Genomic DNA, 25,253 nt, shown 5'->3' on the forward strand with positions numbered 1-25,253 from the left:
TCGAGGGTATGCCGTCGTCGGTTCCGTCGAAGATTCGAAAGAAGATCGAGTGGTTCTTTCATCGCGCGGAAGGGGCCTTTCTCTCCGACGCGGTGCTCGCGGCGGAGGGCGCGCACCTCGAGCCGAAGGAGGCGCGCGCGCGTCTGGCCGATAGCGGCGAGCATCTTCAGGCGATGGACCTCGTGGGGCGCTTCGAGCAGCTCGAGCGCGCGCTCGACGGGGATGCCGAAAAACGCCGCGCGTACGTGGGCCAATACGGGGCCGCCGGCGTTCAGTGCTTTCGGGCGGGCACCGAGACGCGCATCTATTGCCTCGCCGTCGAGACGTTTCCAAGGCACGTCAACAACGTGTACGTCGTGTTGGAGCCGGGCTCCGCGCTGATGCTCGACTGCGGCTCGGATCTGCCGAGTTCACGTCGCGACCTCGCCCTGGGCTTTGCCGTCATGCGCGATCTGTTTCGCGAGGACGTGCGCCAGGAGGCCCTCGATTGGTGCGTCATCTCGCACGCGCACTACGACCATTTCGGCGGATCGAACGCGGTGAAGCGCGAGACGCGGGCGCACTTGGCGGTGCACGAACTCGATGCGCGCGTGCTCTCGTGCTTCGACGAGCGGCTCGTCGTCGTTTCCAAGGACATCGACGTGTACCTGCGCCGTGCCGGCATTGCCGACGACGCACGGGCCGTGATGCTCGGGCTGTATACGGCGCACAAGACCCTCTTCAAACCGGTCCAGGTCGACCGCGTGCTGCGCGATGGCGACCAGATTGGTCCTGGCTACCGCGTGCACCATGTCCCCGGGCACTGCCCCGGGCTCATTTGCTTGCAGGTGCACGATGTCCTTTTGACCAGTGACCATGTGCTGGCCCGGATCACACCACACCAATTCCCACAAGCGATTACGCCCTTCGCGGGGCTCGAGCACTACTTTCACAGTTTGGCGAAAATTCGCAAATTGGAAGGCATCAACTACGCGCTGGGCGGCCACGAAGAGCCCATTTGGGATCTGCGCGCGCGCATCGATGCGATGGCCAATTTCCATCGGCAGCGTCTCGCGCGCGTGCTCGAAGTGTGCGACGCACCGCGCACGGTGCTCGGCGTGGCCGAGGCGCTTTTTGGGCACCAGGAGGGGTATGGCTTTCTTCTCGCCATCGAAGAAGCAGGTGCCCACGTGGAGTACCTGCACGATCTCGGAAAGCTCCGCATTGCCAACTTGGACGAGGTGGCCACCTCGCGCGATCCGGTCATCGAATACGTCGCGCGCTGATCTTCGATTGGGGTAAAGCTGATGAAATGCCCATCCCCAGATCTCCGCTTTGGTTGCTCCTCGCGTTCACCGCCCTCCACGCGGGTTGTTCGCCCGCGCAGGCTGCACCGCCACCGGCGAGCCCTCCGACCACGAAGTCCGCACCCGTTTCCAAATCGCCCTCGGCCATCGAGCGCATGCTCGTTCCCGGCCCCGAGACCGAGCAGCTCGCCCGCCGCGTGGGCACCTGGGACGTGGTGATGACGTTGCGCACGTCCCCGGAGGCCACGCCGATCGTCATCTCCGGCATGATCGCCGAGCGCACCATGACGGGGCTGTATCTGCAGGAGACCATGAAGCCAGCGCCCGGCTCGAAGGTGCCGGACTTCCGCCGCATCGATTACCTCACGTACAACAAGCTGGAGGCGCGCTGGCAGTACATCTCGATGGACACGCGTGCGCCCATCGGCATCATGGCCGCGCGAAGCTACGGGGCCACGAACTTCCCCGAGGTGACCGTACACTTCGACAATTTCGCCATCCCGGGCTGGGGCCAGGAGCTCGAGGGCAAGTTCATGCGCGCCCGCCACGTGACCACGCGCGAATCCGACGACCGCGACGTTACGCGCCAATACTGGACCCCCGTCGCCGGCGCCCCCGAATGGCTCGCCGTACAATACGAGTACACCCGCCACCGCTGACGTCGTAGAACGTGACGCGCATGGCTGTTCTTGCGCGTGTGCTGGAGGCGCGGCTCTCGTTGGTGCTCCTCTTCCTCAGCGTCCTCGTCTTTGGTTACGAGGTATCGCTGGGTAACGCGAACGCAGTGCCCGTGCTGCTCGGCGCGGGGGCCTTGGACCGGTCGCATGTCTTGGCGGGCGAGTGGTGGCGCCTTGGCTCCGCCATGTTCGTGCACGTCGGGCTCCTGCACCTTCTGGTTTACGTGTCGGGCTGCTTCGGATGCTGCGTCGTGGTCGAGCACGATTTGGGCAAGGCGAGGTTCGTTCTCGTGTACCTCGCGTCGGGCATCGCCGGGGCAGCGGCCAGCGTCATCGTGGACGAGAGGGTCTCGGCGGGCGCCTCCGGCGTGTGTTGCGGCATGATCGCGGCGATGTTGATCCTGCGGCAGCGCGAGCTCGGATCGTGGGGGGCACTGTTCCGGGACACCTTTGCGCGGCTCGTGCTCGCAACTGTGGCCTTGGGGTTCGGCATCACATCGCCGTTCATCGTCATGGATCATGGGGCGCATGCCGGTGGGTTCGTCGCGGGGGCGATGCTCACCTGGGCGCTCACGGCGTCGGCGTTTCGTGTGCGCGGCACGATCCTCGCGCTCGCGGCCATCGCGATGCTCGTTTTCGCGGCCGTGCGACCTTGGTGGAAGCCTCGCGAAGCCCCGGAGTTCTTCGCGTACGCCTATCTAAGTGGCGAAGTGTCGGACGATACGGGCACGACGTACCCGATCCACTATGCCCGCGCGCGTCGCTTTGCGCAGCGGGCGTGCGATCAAGGCGGCGCCCTCGGCTGCGAGTACCTGGTGCGCATCTACCAGGAGGGACTGGGCACCCCGAAAGACGATGCGACTGTACTTCACATCCTGGATCGGAGCTGCGAACGAGGCGACAGCCAGGCTTGCTACGAGCAGGGCGCGATGCTGGCGAAAGATCCCGCCGCCACCCAAGCGATCGACCTTTTCGAGAAAGCCTGCACGTCCCCGCGGCAGCGCGTGTGGGCCGCCTGCGTGAGCCTTGCGGAGTACTACCGCGTTGGCCGCGGCCGCCCGAAGGATCTCACGCACGCCCGCGCCCTGGTGCAGGAGGCGTGCGACGTTGGCTACGAAGATGGATGCGCGGGAACCATCTTCATCGATGCCTGGATCGCTCCGCCGGGACCGGGGCGCGATGCAGGCATCGAGAAACTGCGGGCCATGTGCAAGGAAGAAGGCTCGTGGTCCTGCCGATGCTTGCACACGGCCGAAAAATGGCCTGGCTAGCGACCCTTGAACGAGGCGGGGCGTTTTTCGAGGAAGGCGGCCATGCCTTCTTTCTGATCGGTGGTGCCGAACAACCAGGAGAAGCCCTGGGCCTCCAGCTCGTTTGCCACCGGGAGCGGCACATCGGCGCCGCGTTGCATCACGCGTTTGCACTGGGCGATGGCCAGCGGGCCCTTGGAGGCGATCTTCTCGGCCACCGAGCGCGCTTGCGTGAGCAGCTCGCCCGCCGGAAAGACCGCGTTCACCAGGCCCATGGTCAAGGCGCGGTCGGCGGTGATCATGTCGCCCGTCATGCACAGCTCGCGCGCGCGGGCGATGCCCACGCGGCGGGCCAGACGCTGCGTGCCGCCGAAACCGGGGATGACGCCGAGGTTCACCTCGGGCTGCCCGAATTTCGCGGCCTCGCTCGCGTAGAGAAAATCGCACGCCAGCGCTACCTCGCACCCGCCGCCGAGCGCAAAGCCATTCACCGCGCCAAGGATGGGGAAGTGCGCGCTCTCCATGCGCGCCAGCACCGTGTGCCCCAGATCGGAGAAAATCTTCGCCTCCGACGTGCCCATGGTGGACATGGCCGCAATGTCGGCGCCGGCGGCAAAGGCCTTGCCCGCACCCGTGAGCACGGCGCAGAGCACCGTTGGATCGTGATCCAGATCGCTCCACGTCCCGTACAACGCCGCGAGCAGCTCTTGATTGAGCGCATTCAGCTTGTCCGGGCGATTCAGCGTGACGATGGCAACCCCACCGACCCGCTCGACGAGAACGACGGAGCTCACTTCTTCGCCTCGCTGTAGTCGTGAAAGCCGCGGCCCGATTTGCGACCGAGCCAGCCTGCGTTGACCAGATTGCGCAACAACGTCGGCGGGCGGTACTTGTCGTCGCCCAAATCGCGGTGGAGCACCTCGGCGATGAAGAGCACCGTGTCGAGGCCAATGAGGTCCGCCAACTCGAGCGGGCCCATGGGATGGTTCAACCCGAGTTTGGCCCCCGTATCGATGTCCGCCGCCGTACCGATGCCTTCCTGAAGCGTAAAACAGGCCTCGTTCAGCATCGGGATGAGCATGCGGTTCACCAGGAAGCCGGGGGCGTCTTTGCTGGTGATGACCGTTTTGCCCATCTTTTCCGCCAGGGCGAAAATGACGCTGTACGTCTCTTCCGACGTCTGCACCGCGCGGACGATTTCCACGAGCTTCATCAGGGGAGGGGGATTCATGAAATGCATGCCGATGACCTTGTCCGGCCGCGAGGTGAGCCCGGCGAGCTTGGTCAGCGAAATGGACGATGTGTTGCTGGCGAGGTAGGCGCCCGGGGCGAGGGCCTCGTCGCAGCGGCGAAAGAGCTGGCTCTTCAGATCGAGGTTCTCGGTGGCTGCCTCGATGACGAGATCGCAGCCTTTGAAGCCCTCGGGGCCGCCGATCGGCGTGATGCGCCCGACCAGCGCATTCTTGTCCTCCGCCGACATTTTCCCTTTTTCCACCTGCTTGGAGAGGATCTTCTCGATCTTGCCCTTGCCCTTTTCGGCGACATCGAGCGAAACGTCGGCGAGCTTAACGTCGAACCCCGCGGCCGCAGCCACTTGGGCGATGCCGCTTCCCATCTGTCCTGCGCCGAGGACACCGATGAGCCGAATCTCTGACATGGGTCATGCTCCTTTTGGTCGAAGTGGTCTCCGCCGGGTGTACCACACCCTCTTCAGCGTGTGCTTCCTGGCGTGCTTCGTCGCATCCTGCGCACGTCCCTCCGCCGTGGACCGTGCCCGGGCCCTCTCGCGGCAACACAATGATGACGAGGCCGTCCGCGTTCTGGTGGCGCGGCTCAACGAGAAGCCCGACGACCGCGCCGCGCGTCGCCTGCTCATTCGTGTGTACGCGTCCCAGGGCGATCTCGGACGCGCGCGTGCCGAGATCGACGAGTTGCAACGCCGCTCCCCGGCGGGCGATCCGGCGCCGCTCATCGAGCTCGGCCACGCCTACGAGCTCGCGCACCGTTTCGAAGAGGCCCTCGGCGCGTACGACGAGGCCGCGAAGATCGCGCCGGCTTCCCCCGACGGTCCGCGCGAAGGCGGCATGCGCGCTGCACGTTGGGGCGAGGTGGAGGAGGCGCGCCCGCGGCTCGAGGAAGCCATCGCGCGCGGGGCACGCGATGCCGAGACATGGCACGCGCTCGGTCTCGTCTGCGTGCACCTTCGCGATCTCCCCGCCGCCGAAAGCGCGTACCAAAAGGGACTCGCCGCCGATCGCACCGGCTCCGCGAACGCCCTCGGCCTCGCGACGGTCGCCGTGATGCGCGGCGAAGCGGCGGCCGCCCTGGCGGCGTACGACATCGTGCTCGCACGCAGCCCGCGTTATGCCCCAGCGCAACTCGGCCGCGCCTGGGCGCTCATCCAATTGAAGCGCCGCGACGACGCCGAGCGCGCCCTCGACCGCGCCGCCGAACTCGGTGCCTCGGCGGCGCAAATCGAGAAGCTTCGATCCCTCAACGTTGGAGGGAAATGATGGCTTCAGTCGTGCGCGGGCGCTGAAGTCGAGCCGCGGCAGCGGGAAAGACCCGGCGAGGCCGGCGCGCTAGTCCGGTTTGCCCGCGACAATCGCCAGACCTCATGGCGTCCTTTGGTCGAGGCACCGGGCATTGCGCCGGTCCCGCCGGTTTCGTCCCGCTGCCGCGTTCAGGCATGACCGAGTTTGCAGCCTGGTTCGTCGAGTCATTCCGTTAGCTCAGCGCCCTGAGCACCTCCTGCGCCGCGCGCTGGCCGGATTCGACGGCGCCGTCCATGAAGCCCGTCCAGCGCGTGGCGGTCTCCGTGCCGGACCAGTGAATCAGCCCGATGGGATCGCTCACCGCGGAGCGGTATTGAATCAGCCCGCCGGGTGCCTGATTGCACGTGGGCCCGCCGCCGGCCCACTCGTCCAAGTTCCAGAGGCCCTCGTAATAGCCCTGCAGGCCGCCCAACGGTGCACGCGCCCGCGCGCCGAAAAGGCGGCCCATGTCGTCGAGCACCTTCGCGTACCGCTCCTCGCGCGTGCGCGCCGACCAGATGCGCGCCTCGTCGCCCTCGATGAATCCCATGAGCACACCGGGTGAACCCGATTCGGGGTACGGCGTATTGTCGAAGGTGACCCGCACCGCGCCCGAATCGCTGGTGGCCTGCCCCGCGAGCCCGTCGTCGCGCCAGAACGGTCGCTCGTAGACGAGATTCACCTTGATGACGCTGGCCATGGGAAACCGCTGCGTGAGCTGATCGCGCAAAAAGCCGCGCGGATGCAGCGCCGCCAGCGGCGGATCGTATGCAATGCGCCCCGCGAGCGACGGCGGAATGGCCACGATCACGCGCTTCGCGGTGACGGTGTATCCATCGCCCGCGACCTTCACCTTGCCATCGGCGTGCTGGATCCGGCGCACGGGCGCATTCAAGTGCAGCCGATCCCCGAGTGCCTCCGCCATCGCGATGGAAATCCTCTGGGAGCCGCCCACGAAGCGACTATCCTGCCCGCCGCCCGCCGTGGTGAGCAGGTTGTCCAACCCGCCCGCCGAGGCTACGTAAAAGAGCCATCGCAACAGCGACACCTCGCGCGGCTCCGTCGAAAGCACCGACTGCACGGCCAATTGCACCGCGTGGTTCGTCGGCACGTCCGGCCCGAGCCCCGGCGGCAGCAGCGATTGGCGCATCCACGATTCGACCGTCATCGAGTCCCACTCGGCGGCCTTCGGCGCATTCCACGGTGCATCGAGCGGCACCTGTTTGGCCAGCTCATTGAAGGCGGTGAGCGCAATGATCAAATTCGGTGTTCCCAAATCGAGCGGGACGCGCGCCGCACTGCTGTACGTGGTGCGCAAACCCTGCCCGTAATTGACGTAGTTCCCCTCGTTGTACGTCTTGAAGGTCCCAATCCCGAGTTCCGCGGCCAAGTTGTAAATCTTGTCTTGCGGCCACGCGCCCTGGCCGGGCAATGGCCCGACGAATTGCCCGCCCAATTCGATCACGCGATCCGCATGACCATTTCGCGCGAGGCTCTGATTGAGCGTGCGTCCGCCGACCCGCCCGCGCGCTTCGAGCACCAACACCGAAAGCCCCTGCGCCACGAGAGCGCGTGCGGCCACGAGCCCCGCGATGCCCGCGCCCACCACGACGACGTCACACTGAAGGTCCCCGCTTGCGAGGCGCGATGCCTGCGCGAGGGCAGCATCGTCCGAGTCCGATGATGAATTGTCATCACTGCAACCAAAACCGAATGCACCCGCCGCTGCCGCCATCCCTCCGAGGATTGCGCGCCGGCTCACGTCCCTCTTCGTGCCCATGCTGCCTCCCGTTCAAGAAGCTCGCCGCAAAATAAGCGACTAGATGACCACGGCTCCGTTACGAGCGTCGACTTATCTTTGTGTGCACGTGCAACTATCCAATTCGCGACCGGACGAGCTCACGAACGCGCTGCACGTCGAAGGGCTTCTCCAGCATCCGTTGTGCGATGGTTTCCGTGGCCGCGAAGTCCGTGCTGCGTCGCGTGAAGCTCCCGCCGGTGACGAAGATCATGCGGTCGGCAAGTTCCTGCCGTTGCTCGCGCAGGCGCTCGTAGACGTCCATCCCGGTCACGTCGGGCATCATCAGATCGCACAGAATCAAATCGAAGCGGTCGTCCTGCGCGAGCAAATCCAGGGCTTCGCGGCCGCTGCGCGCGGAGACGACGTCGTGTTCGTCCGAGAGCGCGATGGCCAGCGAAGGCCCCAAGGCCGGTTCGTCGTCGACCACCAAGATCCGACCGCGGCGCGTACTGGCCGGTGGTTCGGTCTTGTGGACCGTCCGATGGCTCGGTGCGTATCGCTGTGGGATGGTGCACGTCACGGTGGTCCCGCGACCCGGTTCGCTGTCGACGGCAATCTCACCGCCCAGCGCCGTCACGATGCCTTGGCAGATCCAAAGCCCCAACCCCGTGCCCACACCGACGGGCTTCGTGGTGAAGAACGGATCGAAAATGCGCCCGAGCGCGCTCTCTGGGATACCCGTGCCGGTATCCGAGACCGCGACCACCACGCGCTCGTCGGCATCGAGGTACGTCCGCACGCGAATCACATTTTCGTTCGCACGCCCCTCGGGAATCGCCTGCGCGGCGTTCACCAGCAGATTGAGAAACACCTGCCCCAGGCGCGACTCGTTGGCCTCCACCGGCGGTACGTCGCCGTACTCTTTCACGAGCTGCGCGCGATGGCGGATCTCGTTCCACGCCATGTTGACGGAGGCATCGAGCACGCGTGCCACGTCGATGGGCGTCATCGACTCCTCGTCGGCGCGCGAGAACGTTTTCAGATCGCGCACGATGGTGCGCACGCGCTCCGAGCCTTCGCGCGCGAGGTCCACCATGGCGCCAATCTGCGCGAGCCTCTCGGACAGCTCGTAGGCATTTTCGTCCGGCGGATCGCCGTACATCTCGAGCCGCTCTTCCTCCGCCGCGCGCAAGAGCACCGCGAGCTGCGGAATGCGCCGCGACGCGAGCACATCGAGGTTGGCCTTCACGTAGGCGAGGGGATTGTTGATCTCGTGCGCCACGCCCGCGGCCAAGGTCCCCACCGAGGCCATGCGGTCCGATTGCAGAAGCCGCGCTTGGATCAATTTGCGCTCCGCCAGATCGCGCTGGAGGCGCTGCTTTTCCGTCATGTCCTCGAAGAACGCGAGACCGAGCTCCACGGCGCCGTGCTCGTCGCGCACGGGCGACGTCCTCAGGACGACGTTCATGAGCTCCCCTGTCATGGTCGTGCGGTATGGGCCTTCGTAGCGCCCGTCTTCACCGTCCCACACCTTGCGAAGCGCTGGCAGCAGCACGGGATCGCGCATCGTCGACAGCTCGAACCCCACGACGGGTAGGTCGTTGTTTTTTTCGCGCCACAGGCGGAGCAGATAGGGATTCGCCTCCGTGATGCGGAGCTGCCTGTCGTAGAAAAAGGCCCCCAGTGGTACCTGCTCGAACAGGCTCCGATACCGCATGCTTTCCTCGAATTTGTCACCTCGCGATGACGCGGTCCAGATGCATCGGATTCGCATTCGAAAAGTGCGAAAGGTGCTAGAAAGGTACGGGTGAGCGCTTTCATTCCGACGTTGAAAACAGGTCGTGCCCACCCCCATCCCGAGCCGCTCAGCGGGAGCGCATTTTCTGCGGTGGAGCTGATGCCGGGCGACCGCACGGTGGTGATGCTCGATCAGCGTCTGCTTCCGCGCCAAGAGCGCTACGAGAATTTCCAGCGTCCCGAGCAGGTGGCCGACGCGATTTCGACGATGAAGGTTCGCGGTGCACCGGCCATCGGCATCTCCGCGGCATACGGCCTCGTGCTCGCCGCCGTGGTCTGCGACGGCCCGCGCGATGCGTTTCTGGAGGTCATGGCCACAACCGACGGCATGTTGCGGCGCACGCGCCCCACCGCGGTGAACTTGGCGTGGGCGCTCGATCGCATGCACCGCACCGTGGTGCGCATCGCCGCCGAGGCGCCGAGGGATCGCGTCACCGCCTTGGCGGCCGAGGCCCGCGCCATCCATGTGGAGGACAAGCTCGCGTGCAAGAAGATGGGCGAGCTCGGCGCCGCCTCGGTGCGCGACGGCTCGACGATCCTCACGCACTGCAACGCCGGTGCGCTGGCCACCGGCGGCTACGGCACCGCGCTGGGCGTCATTCGCGCGGCACGTGACGCCGGCAAGAAGATCCGCGTGCTCTCTGCGGAAACGCGTCCGCTGCTGCAGGGCGCCCGCCTCACCGCGTGGGAGCTCCACAAAGACGGCATCGACGTGCAGACCATCACCGACTCCATGGTGGGCTCCTTCATGGCACGCGGCCTCATCGACCAAGTCATCGTCGGCGCCGATCGCGTGGCCCGCAATGGTGACGTGGCGAACAAAATTGGCACCTACGGCGTGGCCTGCCTCGCGCAGGTGCACGGCATCCCCTTCGACGTGGCCGCCCCCTGGAGCACGGTCGATCTCGCATGCCCCGACGGCGCGAGCATCCCCATCGAGGAGCGCGGCGAGCGCGAAGTTTCCCACGTGACCATCGGCGAGTTCGAGGTGCAGGTGATGCCCGACGCCGTGCGCGCGCACAATCCCGCGTTCGACGTCACCCCAGCGCGCCTCATTCGTGCACTTTACACGGAGTTGGGCACGGCCTCGCCGCTCGACGCGGCCTCTCTCTCCAGACTTACTCCGCCCCCGCGAGCAACTTGAGCAACAGCGCGCGCAACGTGCGCCGCTCTTCGTCATCGAGCCCGCTCATCACTTGATCCACGGCGGCGTACACGGCCGGCGTGTGCTCCTCCACCCAGGTTCGTCCCTTCGGCGTCACCTCGACGAGCTGCCGGCGGCGATCGTTCCGATCGACCTTGCGGCGGATGAGCTTTTTCTGCTCGAGCTCCTCGATCAACCGTGAGAGCCCGGCAGGGTGCTGTCCCGTGCTCTCGGCGATATCTTTCTGCGCGCTGGGCCCGTTGCGCACGAGGCAATTCAGAATTGGCCACGTGAAGACCGACTCGCCCCTAGATTCGAGCGTACGTGATGCCGTGCGCCAAAGAACCTTCTTCGTTCGCACCACGAGACGGTGCAATTCCTCGGCGAGAAGAACCGACGGCGGTTGTTGTGTCTGCACGGATTGCGCGGTTTGCACGATTCGACTGGGGTCTGTCATGGCTGGGGCCGGGACTCGTGGATGGTTTGGCCTGTCGGAACGACGGCCGATTCTAACCGAGAAGTAAGCCCTCCACTTACGATGGATCCAAATAATTGCTTTCGCAACCGTTGCGGAAACAACTACCCGACTCTATGCATCGTGCAACCCGATTTTATCGGGGTTTTTGCCCCTTGCGGACCCTACCATGTGGATAGTTCGACTCGCGCTTCGGCGCCCCTACACGATCGCGGTTTTCTCCTTCGTGATCCTCCTGCTTGGCTCGCTGTCCATCACACGGATGCGCGCCGACATCTTCCCGACGATCGACATCCCGGTCGTCCTCGTCGTGTGGAACTACCCGGGCATGTCGGCCGACGACATGGAGAAGCGGGTCACGTTCCTCAGCGAGCGCGCCTATTCCGCCACCGTCGACGGCATTTCACGCGTCGAGTCGCAGACCATCAGCGGTACCTCGCTCATCAAGCTCTACTTCGAACCTGGTGCGGACATCGGCGGCGCCATCGCGCAGGTGAACGCGGTGTCATCCACCGCCACCCGCTTGATGCCACCAGGCATGCAGCCACCTGCCATCATCCGGTACAACGCGTCCAACGTACCGGTCGCGCAGATGACCGTGTCGAGCCCGACGCTCAACGAGCAACAGCTCTTCGACTACGGTCTAAACTTCATCCGCCTGCGCCTCTTCACGGTGCCCGGATTGGCCACGCCCGCCCCGTACGGCGGTAAGCAGCGCCAGATCATGGTCGACGTCGACCCCAGCCTCACCGCGGCGCACGGTCTGTCGCCGCAGGACGTCGTCAACACGGTCCTTCAGTCGAACATCATTCAGCCGGCCGGCTCGGCGCGCATGGGCGAGACCGAGTTCGACGTGGCGATGAACAACAGCCCCGATGCGATCGCCGACTTCAACAAGATGCCCATCAAGACGGTGGGCGGTGCACCCGTGTTTCTCGGCGACGTGGCCAAGGTGCACGACGGCTTCGCCGTGCAGAACAACATCGTGCGCGTGAATGGTCAGCGTGCGACGTACTTGGCCGTCCTGAAGAAATCGAGCGCGTCCACCATCGCGGTCGTCGATGCCGCGAAAGACCTCATCCCCGTCATCAAAGCCTCCGCGCCCGAGGGCATGGAGATCAAGCTCGACTTCGACCAGTCGACCTTCGTGCGCGCCGCCATCAAAGGCGTGCTCCACGAAGCAGTCGTCTCGTCGGCGCTGGTCTCGCTGATGATTCTCTTCTTCCTCGGCAGCTGGCGCAGCGTGATCATCGTCTCGACCTCCATCCCGCTGGCCATCTTCGTGGCACTGCTCGGCCTGTACCTGACCGGTCAGACCTTGAACATCATGACCCTCGGCGGTCTGGCGCTGGCCATCGGTATGCTCGTCGACGACGCGACCGTGGAGGTGGAGAACATCCACCGAAACCGCCACCTCGGTAAGCCCCTCACCGTGGCCATCCTCGATGGCGCCTCGCAGATTGCGACGCCGGCCCTCGCGGCCACGCTCACCATCTGCATCGTCTTCTTCCCGGTCGTGCTCCTGACCGGTCCGGCGAAGTTCCTCTTCGTGCCCCTGGCGCTCTCCGTCGTCTTCTCCATGTTGGCGTCGTACCTGCTCTCGCGAACCTTGGTTCCGACGTTGGCGCGGATGCTCATGGACAAAGAGCCACTGCACGCGGACGGCAATGGCGCGTGGGATCGCTTCAACCGATGGCGCGATCGCGGTTTCGATCGCTTCCAGGCGGCGTACACGCGGTTGCTCCAGGTGGTGCTGAACCATCGCAAATTCACCCTTGGTATCGGTGTCGCGGTGGTGCTGGCCACGTTCCCGCTCGCGCGCATCGTCGGCACCGACTTCTTCCCGCAGGTCGACGCCGGTCAGATGCAACTGCACGTGCGCGGTCCCTCGGGCATGCGCATCGAGGAAACCGAGCAGCTCGTCTCGCAGGTGGAGCAGACGATCCGTGAGGTGGTCCCGCCGAAGGATCTGGCGAACATCAACGACAACATCGGCATGCCCACGTTCTACAACCTGGCCTTCGTCCAGACCGACAGCGTCGGTGGTCAGGATGCCGACGTGCTCGTGTCTCTCAAAGAGGGGCACGCACCGACGCCGATGTACCAGAACAAGCTGCGCTCGGAGTTCGCCAAACGCTTCCCCGGCGTGCACCTCTACTTCCAGCCGGCCGACATCATCAGCAAGGTGCTGAACTTCGGCTTGTCGGCGCCGCTCGACATCGAGGTCGAGGGCCGCGACATGGACAAGTCGATGGAGATCGCCAAGAAGATCCAGCAACGGATCAAGGAGATCCCCGGCGTGGTCGACGTGCGTATCCCGCAGGTGTTCGACCACCCCGCACTGCAGATCGACGTCGACCGCGAGCGTGCGGCGCAGATGGGCCTGCAGCAGCGCGACATCGCGAGCAACATGCTCACGTCGCTCAGCTCGAGCTCCCTCGTGTCGCCCTCGTTCTGGGTTAGCCCGCAGAACGGCGTCAACTACTCCGTCGTGGTGCAGACGCCCATCGATCGCGTGAGCTCGGTCTCCGAGTTGCGCGGGATGCCGCTCACCACGGGCAACCACACCATCCAGGATCCGGGCGCGGCGCCGGGGGCCGACGATTCGCAGCCGGGTGTGGCACCGTACCTGGGCGCGCTCTCGCAGGTGCGGCCGACGCAGACCAAGTCCTTGGTCACGCACGATGCCGTTCAGCGTGAGGTGGAAGTCCAGGCTGGCGTCGAAGGTCGCGACCTCGGTAGCGTCGCCGCCGACATTCAGGCCGTGCTCAAAGACGTGGGCAAGGACTTGCCGAAGGACATGAAACTGAACCTGCGCGGTCAGAGCGAGAGCATGAACTCTTCGTTCTTCAGCCTGGGCACGGGTCTGATTCTCGCCGCGGTGCTCGTCTACGTGCTCATGGTGGTGCTCTACCAGTCATGGGTGGACCCGTTCATCATCATGTTCGCGGTGCCGGGCGCGCTCTCGGGCGTGCTCTGGATGCTGGCCATCACGCACACCACGCTGAACGTCGAGTCGCTCATGGGCGCCATCATGTCCGTCGGTGTGGCGGTGTCCAACAGCATCCTCTTGGTGAACTTCGCCAACGAGGTGCGCGAGGGACATGACATCGGGCCGCTCGCTGCGGCGCTCGAAGCGGGCAAAACGCGCTTGCGTCCGGTCCTCATGACCGCGCTGGCGATGATCCTGGGTATGATCCCGATGGCCCTCGGTACGGGCGAAGGCGGTGAGCAGAATGCACCGCTCGGCCGCGCGGTCATCGGTGGTCTGCTCGTGGCGACGTGCACGACGCTGTTCATCGTGCCTCTTATCTATTCGCTGTTGCGCCGCAAGGCGCCGACCAAGCACAAGCTCGACGAGAAGTTCGAGGCCGAGGCCCACGAGAAATACGAGCCCGCCCTGGTCGGTCATTCCGTGAGTGTGGAAGGGAGTCCTTCGTGATGTCTGCCGAATCTGCTGCTCAAGCCAATCAACCGAATAAACCCAAACGCAATACCGCTTTTCATATCGGGGGAATCGTCCTGGTGGCGTTGGCGGTGCTCGGCGTCATCACCTTCGCCGTGCGCAAGCGCTCCGCCGAAGCCAACGAGCGCAATGCACGGCAGGCCGAAGCTGCCGAGGGCGTGCTCGTGCAGGCCGCCCCCGTGGCGAAAACGCAAGCCGGTCGGAGCATCACGCTCACCGGCGAGGTGTATCCGATGCGCCGGGCCACGCTCTACGCCAAGGTGAGCGGGTACGTGCGCGAGGTCCGGACCGACAAGGGCCAGAAGGTCCACGCCGGTGAGGTGCTCGGTGTTCTGCAGTCGCCCGAAACGCAGCAGGACCTGTTGCGCGCCCAGGCCGACTTGAACAACCGCCAGCTCGTCGAGAAGCGTTACCAGTCGATGGTCAAACAGGGCCTGGTCACGCAGCAGGCGCTCGAGCAGGCCACGGCGGATCGGGGCATTGCCCAGGCCGAGCAGCAGCGGATCGAGGTGCTCCAGGGCTACCAAGTGATCCGCGCGCCGTTCGACGGGGTCGTGACCGCGCGTTACGCCGATCCGGGATCGCTCTTGCAGGCCGCGACGGCCTCGCAGGCGGCACTACCGCTGGTCGAGATTGCCGACATGGCCAAGGTGCGCGTGCGCGTCTTCTTGGCGCAGAACGAAGCGCTGTTCGTGCACGAGAACGATCCGGTCACGCTGTGGACGGACCAGTTCCCCGACAAGAAGATCTCCGCCACCGTCACCCGTTTCGCCCGCGATCTCGATCCGAAGACGCGCACGATGCTCACCGAGATCGAGGTGGACAACACGAAACAAGCCGACGGCGGCCTCTACCCCGGTGTCTTCGTGCGGGTGAAGCTGGATCTGAAGACGCCGCCGGCGGTGACCATGCCGGCCGATTCGCTGGTGATTCGCGGCGGCAAGTCGTTCGCCTTCGTGGTGCGCGACAGCAAGGCCGTGCTGGTTCCCGTCAGCGCCGGCGACACCGACGGCATCAACGTCTACCTCCGCGAGGGCCTGAACCCTGGGGATCAAGTCATCCTGCATCCCGGCGACGAGGTCATCGAAGGCGCCAAGGTTCGCGTCGCGCAGAAGGAAAAGATGACCGCGCTGAACAAGCCTTGAGATCGTAGCCATTTGCTACGGCGTGGCTTCCATCGCCGTTTTCAACGACCACGCGGGCTGCCTGCGTGGTCGTTGTCGTATGGGGCATGCGCTATGCAGCACGTCGGAGGATGGAAAATCCGAAACACGTCAAAAGCGATTTGAAGGACGTGCGGCCCGACGAAATGGCCAATACTGGCGGGAAAAACCGGTGGGGCGAGCAAGGCCGGCAGGGCGAGCGGTCCGATCACGTCACGAAATCGGTGCCCGAGGGCGACAACGAACAGCGCGGTGGTCGCGAACGAAGTGAGCGGCGCGGTGGCGACGCGGTGGGGCCCGCACGCGGGAGCCCGCGGCACTAGGGGCCCGTCATGGTTGCGCGATTTAAGAATCGCGCCGAGGGGGGGCGGCGCTTGGCCGCCAAGCTCGAGCACCTTGGCCCGATGAATCCGATGGTGCTTGCGCTTCCGCGGGGCGGGGTACCCGTCGGCTACGAGGTGGCGCGGGCACTTGGGCTTCCCCTCGACGTGTTCATCGTGCGCAAGCTGGGCGTGCCAGGGCACGAAGAGCTCGCGATGGGCGCGGTGGCGTCGGGCGGGATCCGCGTCCTCAATTCGGCGCTGATCGCGGAGCTCGGCATTCCGAAGGAGCTCGTCGAACGTGTCGCGGAAAGGGAGATGCGCGAGATTGCCCGCCGGGAGACGCGCTACCGCGATGGCCGCCCGCCGGCCGACGTGCACGACCATCTTGCGATCCTGGTGGACGACGGACTCGCCACCGGGGCGACCATGTTCGCCGCCGTATCCGCCGTGCGCGCGAGCGGCGCGAAGCACATCGTCGTGGCGGTGCCCATCTCATCGCCGGACACGTGCTCGCAGATGCGTCAGCACGCCGACGAGGTGATCTGCGCGATGACGCCGGAGCCGCTCTACGCGGTGGGCCTCTGGTACGAGGATTTCACCCAGACCACCGACGAGGAAGTGTGCGCGCTTCTCGCGCAAACCGCCGGCGCGGCCGATACGGCCCATACGAGGAGAGCGGCATCATGAACGACGAGGACGTGCTGCTCGCGCGCATCGGCGATGCGCGCTTCGTCTTGCTCGGCGAAGCTTCGCACGGCACGCACGAGTTCTACAGCGAGCGGGCCCGCATCACGCAGCGCTTGATCCGCGAGAAGGGCTTCGACGCCGTGGCGGTGGAGGCCGACTGGCCCGATGCCTACCGCATCCATCGCTACGTGAACGCCGCCGGCTCGGACCAAGATGCCGAGGAGGCACTGCGGGGCTTCGCCCGCTTTCCCACGTGGATGTGGCGCAACGCGGACGTGCTCGACTTCGTCGGCTGGCTGCGCGATGAAAACGAAGGCCGCGCCCACAAGGTCGGCTTCTACGGCCTCGATTTGTACAGCCTCTTCGGATCCATTGCCGAGGTGCTCCGCTACCTCGACAAGGCCGATCCCCCGGCCGCGGCGCGCGCCCGGGCACGATATGCATGCTTCGATCACTACGGAGGCGATCCGCAGGTGTACGCCTACGCGGCGGGGCGCGACGTGAGCGCCTCGTGCGAACGCGAGGCGTTGCTGCAGCTGCTCGAGCTGCAGGCGCGCGCGCTGGAGTGGACCCGCAGCGACACGGAGCTCTTCGACGCGGAGCAGAATGCCCGTCTCGTGAAGAACGCGGAGGAGTACTACCGCCACATGATGCGCGGCCGCGTCTCCACCTGGAACCTCCGCGATCGGCACATGATGGATACACTGCGGGAGCTCGATCGCCATCTCGCCAAGTCGATGCATGGCAAAAAGCCGCGCATCGTCGTTTGGGCACACAATTCGCACTTGGGCGATGCGCGGGCCACGGAGATGGGCCGCCGCGGTGAGTGGAACGTGGGGCAGCTCGCGCGCGAGGCTTACCCCGGCGAGACGTTCCACCTGGGCTTCACCACGTACGAAGGCACCGTCACCGCGGCCTCCGATTGGGATGCGCCCGCCGAGCGCAAACACGTGCGCCCCGCACTGAGCGGAAGCTACGAGGAGGTCTTCCACCTCACGGGCATGCCGCGTTTTCTCTTGGTTCGCGGGGGCGGGCACGATGCGCTCTGGCATGGGCCGCGGCTGCAACGCGCCATCGGTGTCGTGTACCGCCCGGACACGGAGCGATGGAGCCACTACTTCCACGCCGCGCTGGCCTCGCAGTTCGACGCTGTCCTCCACATCGATCGCACACGCGCCGTCGAGCCGCTGGAACGCACCGCGACATGGCACAGCGGGGAAGTGCCCGAGACGTATCCATTCGCTGTCTGAAGCTGTCCAACCACGAAAGGAGAAGCACATGCAACCGACGGTTCGAACGCCGGGCGACAAGCGTCCCGAAACGAAGCAGCTCGTCACCATCCGTGCCGGCATGGCGCTCCTCGAGGGGGAACTCGCCGTGCCGCAAGCCCCGCACGGCCTCGTTTTCTTCGCGCACGGCAGTGGAAGCAGCCGCCATAGTCCGCGCAACCGCATCGTGGCGCAGGCCCTTCGCAACGATGCCCAGGTGGCGACGTTGCTCTTCGACCTGCTGTCGCCCGACGAAGAGCAGATCGACGTCCGCACCGGGAGGATGCGCTTCGACATCGACCTGCTCGCGCGCCGCCTCATCGTGGCGACCGACTGGGCGCGCGGCCGACGCGAGGGCGAGCGCATCGGCTACTTTGGAGCGAGCACGGGCGCAGCCGCAGCCTTGCTCGCCGCCGCCGTGCGCCCCAACGACGTGGCCGCGGTCGTTTCACGCGGCGGGCGGCCCGACTTGGCGGGTTTCGCCCTGGACAGGGTGCGCGCCCCGACCTTGCTCATCGTCGGAGGCGAGGATTACCCGGTCATCGACATGAATCGAGAGGCCATGGCGCACCTGCAACACGTGGAAACACGCCTCGACGTCATTCCGCGCGCCACGCACCTCTTCGAGGAGCCGGGCGCCCTCGGGGAGGTCGCACGCCGCGCGGCCGAGTGGTTCCGACGCCACATGATGCCGAAGCAGTAGCATTTGACGGTGTGGCACCCGGATACTACCTTCGCAGCGTGTCCGCCTCTTCTTCCGAGCCCGCAGGTAAGCCTCCGCGTTTCGCCCCCAAGCCTCCGTGGCTCAAAGTTCGAGCCCCCGGCGGTGAATCGTACGGGCGCCTGAAGGAAACCTTCCGCGAGCTCGACCTTCACACGGTGTGCGAAGAGGCGCGCTGCCCCAACGTAGGCGAATGTTGGTCCGAGGGCACGGCGACCGTCATGCTGCTCGGGGACGTGTGCACCCGAGGCTGCCGCTTCTGCGCGGTCACCACGGGCGATCCCCGCGGCGCCGTCGACGTGCGCGAGCCCGAGCACGTGGCCCGCGCCATCGCGCGCCTGGGCCTGCAATACGTCGTCATGACCATGGTCGACCGCGACGACCTGCTCGACGGCGGAGCCTCCCACGTGGCCCGCACGGTCACGCGACTCCGCGAGCTGCGGCCGGACATCCTCATCGAGACCTTGCTCGGCGACTTCGGCGGCCACCTTTCCTACGTGGACATCACCGTCGATGCGAAGCCCCACGTGTGGGCGCACAACATCGAGGTCGTCCGCCGCCTCCAGCGCCGCATCCGCGACGTGCGTTGCAGCTACGAGCAATCCCTCGCCGTGCTCCGCCGCGTCAAAGAGCGGGATCCGGAGCGCATCACCAAGTCGAGCATCATGGTCGGCATCGGCGAAACCGACGACGAGGTCGAGGAAACCTTGGCGGATCTTCGCACCGCCGGGGTCGACCTGGTGACCATCGGGCAGTACCTGCGTCCGACGCCGAAGCACGTTGCCGTCGACCGCTACGTCACACCGGAAACGTTCCTCCGCTTCGAAAACAAGGCGAAGGAGCTCGGCTTTGCCTTCTGCGCGAGCGCGCCGCTGGTTCGAAGCTCGTACAAGGCCGCCGAAGTCTTCGTCAAAAGCGTGCTCCGCCCCGGCGATCCCGAGGCGGCGAAGAAGCTTCTCTCCGAGCGCCTCGCGGAAGCGCAAGCCGCCGCGGCCATCATCGATGGGCAGAGCGCGACAGGGGAAGCACCGCGCACCGTGAGCGAGCTTGCGGCCCGCGCTGCGGTCTCCTTGATCCCGGCAACGAGCTTGGTTCGAAGGGCGCCCTCGGAGGTCTAACGACGATGCTCGCCCCCAAGATTGCGGCCGCGTCCCTTGCGTGGGTGGTCGCGTCTTGCTCCTCGTGCGGACACAAAGAGGAGAAGGTGGGCGTCGTCGTCGGTCCACCGCTGACCATCGACCGGGATGCAGGAGCCTCCACTCCGTTTCCCGATCTCGATGCGGAGGCGCCCCACGGTGCGCCGGTGACCGCGACGTTCATCGATTTGACCGCGTCCGGTGCGCCCATCTCGGTGCGCACGTGCGAACAGGTCGTCGTCAGCGCGGTGCAGGGCGAAGCCAACGCCGACAACGAGCGCCTCGCCGAGGGCGATTTCCTCATTACGCAAGGCGAGGGGACCCTCACCGTGAAGGGCGCGAAAGGTCTCGCATTGGTGGCGGCCGTGCGCACCGATCCCTGCACCCCGCGTAACCCGAAGGAGGCGCCGCCGCCGCTTACGCACCGCATCGTACGCGCCAACGCTGCCCCCGAATTGACATGGGGCGGCGGAAAGATGCACGCGCACCTCGACGTGGAAAGCGAGCTGACGGGCGCGTACGTCGGCCGCATCGCAGGCGCGGCACCCATCGCAGAGCATGCGCACGACAGCTCCTGGGAAATCGTCTGCACCGTGCAAGCTCGCGGCACCTTCACCCTCGATGGCCAAACGAAGCCGGTGGGCCCGCGTCAGGTGCTCATGATCCCGCCAGGCGCGAAGCACTCGTTTGCGCCCGAGGCGGGATCCACGCTCTCCGCGATACAATTTTACTGGCCCCGCGGGCCCGAGCAGCGCTTCCGCGAACTCGACAAGAGAGATCGCCAATCTGGCAAATCCGGCAAACGCTGAGCCGTCGCGTGAGCCGCACATGAAAAAGTGTGAGGGTCCCTACCGTGAGGCCCAGATCCGGCGCACACTTGCCACGTAGGGAGATTCCATGAGCAAGACTTGGCAGATTCCGGCGTTGGCACTCCTTTCGGGCGGCTTGTTCATCGCGGCAACGCCTGGCCTGGCGCGCGCCGAAAGCTACGAGGTGAACAACGGAGCCGACCTCGATCCCGCCACGCAGGACGTCTCCGGCGAAATCGCGGTCGACCTGCGTGACGATGCCACCGAGACCGACATCTCGGATCTGGCGCGCCAGTACGGCCTGGCCTTGCGCCCGAACAGCATCTTCAGCGGGCCTGAAAAGCTCGAAATCGCCAAAGTCTCTCCCGCCGACGAGGCGCGCCTCCTCGAGCAGCTCTCCCGCGATCCGAGGGTCGAGCACGTCGAGCCGATGGCCATCTACCGCACCTCCTTCGTCCCGAACGATCCGCTCTACGCCGAGAAGCAGTGGCACCTCAAGCGTGTCGGCGCCGAAAAAGCCTGGGAGTACGGCTGCGGTGAAGGCGTCACGGTCGCGGTCATCGACACCGGCGTCGCCTGCTACGACAAAGGGCCCTTCTCGCGCGGGTCCGATCTCGCGGGCACCCGCTGCGGCGATGGGTACAACTTCGTCAACGACACGCCCGAGGCCTACGACGACCAGGGCCACGGCACCCATGTTGCCGGCACCATCGCGCAGACCACCAACAACGAAAAGGGCGTCGCCGGGCTTGCGTACTGCTCGCGCCTCATGCCCGTCAAAGTCCTGAACCGCTATGGCTGGGGAACCTTGGCCGACGTGGCGGAGGGCATCCGTTACGCGGCCGATCATGGCGCGCAGGTCATCAACATGAGCCTGGGTGGCCCCTCCTCGGTGGGCATCCTCAAGGACGCCGTCGAGCACGCGCTCTCCAAGGGCGTCATCGTCGTTGCCGCCGCGGGAAATAGCGGCAAAGCCGTCGGTTACCCCGCCGCGTACCCCGGCGTCATCGCCGTGAGCGCGACCGATCAAAACGACAAGATCGCCTGGTTCTCCTCGCGCGGTCCGCAGGTGGCCATCGGCGCCCCCGGCGTGGCCGTCACCCAGCAGACCATCTGTGAGGGCGGCCGAAACAAGTGCGAAATCTTCGGCACGTTCAACGGCACCAGCATGGCCTCGCCCCATGTCGCGGGATCCGCGGCCATGCTCGTCGGCCTCGGCGTGACCGAGCCCGGCGCCGTCCGCCGCGCGCTCGAGCGCGGTGCCACACCGAAGGACGAACCCCAGCTTTACGGCGCCGGTGTGCTCGACACGGGCAAGTCCATCGTGAATGCCTATTGGACGCACGTGGCAGCCCGCCTGGCGGCCTTGTTCGCGGTCTTCCTCCTCGTGTCCCGCCGCATCAAGAAGGTCGGTGGCGAGGTGGCCTCGGGCCCGGGCGTGCTCTTTGGCGCGCTGCTGGCAGGCGTCGGTCTCCTTCCGTTCGCGCCGCTGCTTGGCCTTGCATCCCATGCGGGCCCGATGCGCTGGTTGGTCGAGCTAGCCATGCGCCCCCTCGGTGAATGGGACCTCGTCCTCGGCACCAGCATGCACCGCTGGCTTCCGCTGGCCTCGGCCCTGCCCACCATGGCACTCACGGCGTTTTTCTTCGGCGCCAAGCGCCTCCGTCCCACCATTGGCGGCTTTGCCGTAGGCTCGGCGGCGCTGCTGACCACCGTGGCCATCTTCGCCGACGTGGCCTTCCCGCTTGGGGGCATTCTCCTCCGCGTGTGGACGGTGCTGAATGCGCTGGTGTGCGTGTGGGTTGCACGCATCACGCTGGACAAGAAGGCCGCCTGAGCGAGGCTTTCTCCCCGTACACGTTCCCGTTCCCGTTCCCGTCCACGAAAAATCCGGGCTCGGGAATGGGCCGAAAGAGCGGGAACGAGAACGGGAACGTGTACATGTACGGGAAGAGTGAGCCGCTTCGGTTTGATCGAACCCCCGCCATGTGAAAAGCTCTACTCATACATGTCGCTCAAAATCGACCAGGATCACTCGCGTTTTCGCAACATCGTGCGCGGGCGGATCCGGCAAAATCTACGGAAGTATATTTCGCAGGGTGAGCTGATTGGTCGAAAGGGAAAGGATCTCGTCTCGATCCCCATCCCCCAGATCGAAATCCCACGCTTTCGCTACAGCGATCGGCAACAGGGAGGCGCCGGGCAGGGCGACGGCAACCCTGGTGATCCCGTCGGCGGCGATCAGGGGGACGAGCAGGGCGAGGGCGGGCGCAAAGCGGGAGAAGGCGCCGGCGAACACGTCCTCGAGGTCGACGTCACCCTCGACGAGCTGGCCGCCATCCTGGGCGAGGAGCTCGAGCTCCCGGACATCCGGGACAAGGGCAAGTCGAAGATCATCAACGAGAAGGAGCGCTACACCGGCATCCGCCGCGTTGGCCCCGAGTCGCTGCGCCACTTCCGGCGCACGTACCGCGAGGCGCTTAAACGGCAGATCTCGATGGGCGCCTATTCACCGGAGCGCCCCATCGTCGTGCCCATCCCGGACGACAAGCGATTCCGCAGCTGGAAAACCGAGGCCGAACCCGTCGCCAACGCGGTCATCATCTACATGATGGACGTTTCCGGCTCGATGGGTGACGAGCAAAAGGAAATCGTCCGCATCGAGAGCTTCTGGATCGATACGTGGCTCCAGCGCCAATACAAAGGCCTGGAGAGCCGCTACATCATCCACGACGCCGTCGCGCGCGAGGTCGATCGCGAGACCTTCTTCCACACGCGCGAATCGGGCGGCACCATGATCTCGAGTGCCTACAAGCTTTGCGCGCAGCTCATCGACGACCACTATCCGCCCGAAGAATGGAACATCTACCCGTTCCATTTCTCCGACGGCGACAATTGGTCGATGGATGACACGCTCCACTGCGTCGAATTGCTCAAGCAGAAAGTGCTGCCCAGGGTGAACATGTTCGCCTACGGCCAGGTGGAGAGCCCCTATGGATCGGGGCAATTCATCAAAGATCTGCGGGATCACTTCTCCAAGGACGAGCGGGTCATCACCAGCGAAATTCGCGACAAGGATGCCATCGTAGGAAGCATCAAAGAATTTTTGGGCAAGGGAGCCTAAGGAAAGGCGCACGAGACATTCATGAGCGAATTTGCCCTCAAGACGGCCCTGCCTCAGTACCTGCGCGTCGAACAAGAGAAGATTCAGAACCTCGCCGCTGCGCAGGGGCTCGACTTCTTCCCCATCGTTTTCGAAATCCTCACGTACGACCAGATGAACGAAATCGCGGCGTACATGGGATTCCCCAATCGCTTTCCCCATTGGCGATTTGGAATGGAATACGAGCGACTGGCGAAAAGCTACGAATATGGCCTTTCGAAGATTTACGAAATGGTCATCAACAACAACCCCTCGTATGCCTATTTGCTGGAGGGTAATTCGCTCGTCGACCAAAAGCTGGTCATGGCCCACGTGTGCGGCCACGTCGACTTCTTCAAGAACAACTACGCCTTCCGCTCCACCGATCTGGATACCGGCGGAAAAACCACCGATCCGGCGAGCCGGCCCAAGGATTACGATCCCAATCGCCGCTGGATCGACAAGATGGCCAACCACGGCGCGCGCATTCGCCGGCACGTGGCGCGGCAGGGCATCAACAAGATCGAGGAGTACATCGATCATTGCCTCTCTTTGGAGAATTTGATCGACCCGCACGCGCCGTTCAAAGGCTCGGGCCCTTCGCGCGATCCCGATGCGGAGGACAAAGCGACGGAAATTCCGAGGCTGCGCGCCAAGGAATACATGGAGTCGTTCATCAACCCCGAGGAATACCTCGAGCAACAGCGCATCAAGATCGAGGCCGAGAAGGAAAAGGAGAAGAAATTCCCCGTCCGGCCCGAGCGCGATATTTTGAAGTTCCTATTGGACCACGCGCCCCTGGATCGGTGGGAGCACGACGTGCTCGAGGTGGTGCGCGAGGAAGCGTATTACTTCCAGCCGCAGATGCAGACGAAGATCATGAACGAGGGGTGGGCCAGCTATTGGCACTCCAAGTTGATGACCGAGAAGATCCTCGATGCCTCGGAGATCATCGATTACGCGGACCATGCGGCGGGCGTTTTGGCCACCAGCAAGGGCCAGCTCAATCCGTACAAATTGGGTATCGAGCTGTTCCGCAACATCGAAGAGCGCTGGGATCGCGGGCAATTCGGCAAAGAGTGGGAAGAGTGCGACGACCTCGCGGCGAAGAAGAATTGGAACCTTCGTCTGGGGCTGGGCAAAAAGAAGATCTTCGAAGTGCGTGCGCTCTACAACGACGTCACGTTCATCGACGAGTTTCTCACGCCGGACTTCGTGCGCGACGCCAAGATGTTCTCGTACGCCTGGTCCAACCGCAACGAGCGGTACGAGATCGAGACGCGCGAATTCAAGGCCGTCAAAGAGAAGCTTTTGTTCCAGCTCACCAATGCCGGCAATCCGTTCATCTACGTGGACGATGCCAACTTCGAGAACCGTGGCGAGTTGCTCCTGCGCCACGACCACCAAGGGCTCGATCTTCGGGCGGACTGGGCGCGTGAGGTGTTGCGCAGCCTGGTGCGCATTTGGAAGCGGCCGGTGAACTTGACCACGCAGGTCGAGGCCAAGCCGGTGATGATGCGCTACGACGGCCGAGAGCACACGACCCGTCATCTTAGGCGTGAGTGAGGGGGGGCGCGAATGAAGGGCGCGAATGAAGGGTTCGCGGGCGTGTTCTATCCGACCGATGGTTGCTC

Annotated in this window: 21 protein-coding genes; 16 read left to right on the forward strand and 5 right to left on the reverse strand. The window is 65.1% G+C overall.

All coding sequences use genetic code 11. From position 1 onward, the window contains the following. Window positions 1-8 precede the first annotated feature (8 nt). Genes LZC95_14805 through LZC95_14815 form a run of 3 tightly spaced genes read left to right on the forward strand, consistent with a single transcriptional unit; the run spans window position 9 to window position 3,234 of the window. Window positions 9-1,265, forward strand: a complete 1,257-nt coding sequence (locus tag LZC95_14805; protein ID WXA98099.1) for an MBL fold metallo-hydrolase — start codon at window positions 9-11, stop codon at window positions 1,263-1,265. Between the two features lie 26 nt (window positions 1,266-1,291). Beyond that, window positions 1,292-1,945: a DUF1579 domain-containing protein gene (locus tag LZC95_14810; protein ID WXA98100.1), complete on the forward strand. Its 654-nt coding sequence runs from the start codon at window positions 1,292-1,294 to the stop codon at window positions 1,943-1,945. Between the two features lie 20 nt (window positions 1,946-1,965). After that, on the forward strand, window positions 1,966-3,234 hold the full coding sequence (locus LZC95_14815; protein WXA98101.1) for a rhomboid family intramembrane serine protease: 1,269 nt from the start codon (window positions 1,966-1,968) through the stop codon (window positions 3,232-3,234). On the opposite strand, the gene LZC95_14820 is transcribed toward LZC95_14815, so the two are convergent. Further along, a complete protein-coding gene (locus tag LZC95_14820) occupies window positions 3,231-4,007 on the reverse strand; it encodes an enoyl-CoA hydratase-related protein (GenBank protein ID WXA98102.1) in 777 nt (258 codons plus the stop codon). The genes LZC95_14815 and LZC95_14820 overlap by 4 nt on opposite strands. Continuing rightward, window positions 4,004-4,870 carry a 3-hydroxyacyl-CoA dehydrogenase NAD-binding domain-containing protein gene (locus LZC95_14825; protein ID WXA98103.1) on the reverse strand — a complete coding sequence of 289 codons (867 nt, stop codon included), beginning with the start codon at window positions 4,868-4,870 and terminating at the stop codon, window positions 4,004-4,006. Before LZC95_14825 ends, LZC95_14820 begins: the two co-directional genes overlap by 4 nt. A gap of 37 nt (window positions 4,871-4,907) precedes the next feature. On the opposite strand from LZC95_14825, the gene LZC95_14830 reads away from it, so the two are divergent. Then, complete coding sequence (locus LZC95_14830; protein ID WXA98104.1) at window positions 4,908-5,726, forward strand: tetratricopeptide repeat protein; 819 nt, start codon at window positions 4,908-4,910, stop codon at window positions 5,724-5,726. Between the two features lie 214 nt (window positions 5,727-5,940). On the opposite strand, the gene LZC95_14835 is transcribed toward LZC95_14830, so the two are convergent. Both LZC95_14835 and LZC95_14840 read right to left on the reverse strand, forming a co-directional pair. Further along, a complete protein-coding gene (locus LZC95_14835) occupies window positions 5,941-7,527 on the reverse strand; it encodes an FAD-dependent oxidoreductase (protein WXA98105.1) in 1,587 nt (528 codons plus the stop codon). A 94-nt stretch (window positions 7,528-7,621) separates the two neighbouring features. After that, window positions 7,622-9,205 (reverse strand): ATP-binding protein, encoded by a 1,584-nt coding sequence (locus LZC95_14840; protein WXA98106.1) that lies wholly within the window; start codon window positions 9,203-9,205, stop codon window positions 7,622-7,624. Window positions 9,206-9,295: 90 nt separating this feature from the next. On the opposite strand from LZC95_14840, the gene mtnA reads away from it, so the two are divergent. Next, on the forward strand, window positions 9,296-10,429 hold the full coding sequence (gene mtnA, locus LZC95_14845; GenBank protein ID WXA98107.1) for an S-methyl-5-thioribose-1-phosphate isomerase: 1,134 nt from the start codon (window positions 9,296-9,298) through the stop codon (window positions 10,427-10,429). Here the strand turns inward: mtnA and LZC95_14850 are convergent. Continuing rightward, the gene (locus tag LZC95_14850) at window positions 10,404-10,886 is read right to left on the reverse strand and encodes a MarR family transcriptional regulator (GenBank protein ID WXA98108.1); all 483 of its coding nucleotides are present in this window, start codon (window positions 10,884-10,886) and stop codon (window positions 10,404-10,406) included. The genes mtnA and LZC95_14850 overlap by 26 nt on opposite strands. 187 nt (window positions 10,887-11,073) lie before the next feature. On the opposite strand from LZC95_14850, the gene LZC95_14855 reads away from it, so the two are divergent. The 11 genes from LZC95_14855 to LZC95_14905 all read left to right on the forward strand — a co-directional run bounded on the left by LZC95_14855 (window position 11,074) and on the right by LZC95_14905 (window position 25,185). Further along, on the forward strand, window positions 11,074-14,346 hold the full coding sequence (locus LZC95_14855) for an efflux RND transporter permease subunit (protein WXA98109.1): 3,273 nt from the start codon (window positions 11,074-11,076) through the stop codon (window positions 14,344-14,346). Next, a complete protein-coding gene (locus LZC95_14860) occupies window positions 14,346-15,515 on the forward strand; it encodes an efflux RND transporter periplasmic adaptor subunit (GenBank protein WXA98110.1) in 1,170 nt (389 codons plus the stop codon). The genes LZC95_14855 and LZC95_14860 overlap by 1 nt, the downstream gene beginning before the upstream one ends. Before the next feature lie 110 nt (window positions 15,516-15,625). Beyond that, a complete protein-coding gene (locus tag LZC95_14865; protein ID WXA98111.1) occupies window positions 15,626-15,856 on the forward strand; it encodes a hypothetical protein in 231 nt (76 codons plus the stop codon). Between the two features lie 9 nt (window positions 15,857-15,865). Then, window positions 15,866-16,543 carry a phosphoribosyltransferase gene (locus LZC95_14870; protein ID WXA98112.1) on the forward strand — a complete coding sequence of 226 codons (678 nt, stop codon included), beginning with the start codon at window positions 15,866-15,868 and terminating at the stop codon, window positions 16,541-16,543. Then, a complete protein-coding gene (locus tag LZC95_14875) occupies window positions 16,540-17,793 on the forward strand; it encodes an erythromycin esterase family protein (GenBank protein ID WXA98113.1) in 1,254 nt (417 codons plus the stop codon). The genes LZC95_14870 and LZC95_14875 overlap by 4 nt, the downstream gene beginning before the upstream one ends. 28 nt (window positions 17,794-17,821) lie before the next feature. Then, a complete protein-coding gene (locus LZC95_14880; GenBank protein ID WXA98114.1) occupies window positions 17,822-18,514 on the forward strand; it encodes a dienelactone hydrolase family protein in 693 nt (230 codons plus the stop codon). A 38-nt stretch (window positions 18,515-18,552) separates the two neighbouring features. Continuing rightward, window positions 18,553-19,650, forward strand: coding sequence for a lipoyl synthase (gene lipA / locus LZC95_14885; protein ID WXA98115.1), 1,098 nt, complete (start codon window positions 18,553-18,555; stop codon window positions 19,648-19,650). A gap of 5 nt (window positions 19,651-19,655) precedes the next feature. After that, window positions 19,656-20,477, forward strand: coding sequence for an AraC family ligand binding domain-containing protein (locus LZC95_14890; GenBank protein ID WXA98116.1), 822 nt, complete (start codon window positions 19,656-19,658; stop codon window positions 20,475-20,477). Window positions 20,478-20,565: 88 nt separating this feature from the next. Then, window positions 20,566-22,314 carry a S8 family peptidase gene (locus LZC95_14895; protein ID WXA98117.1) on the forward strand — a complete coding sequence of 583 codons (1,749 nt, stop codon included), beginning with the start codon at window positions 20,566-20,568 and terminating at the stop codon, window positions 22,312-22,314. A gap of 171 nt (window positions 22,315-22,485) precedes the next feature. Next, entirely contained in the window at window positions 22,486-23,601 is a 1,116-nt protein-coding gene (locus LZC95_14900) for a DUF444 family protein (protein WXA98118.1), read from the forward strand. A gap of 21 nt (window positions 23,602-23,622) precedes the next feature. Beyond that, complete coding sequence (locus LZC95_14905; protein ID WXA98119.1) at window positions 23,623-25,185, forward strand: SpoVR family protein; 1,563 nt, start codon at window positions 23,623-23,625, stop codon at window positions 25,183-25,185. Window positions 25,186-25,253 lie beyond the last annotated feature (68 nt).

It is taken from the genome of Sorangiineae bacterium MSr12523 (assembly GCA_037157775.1).
Lineage (GTDB): Bacteria > Myxococcota_A > Polyangia > Polyangiales > Polyangiaceae > Pendulispora > Pendulispora brunnea.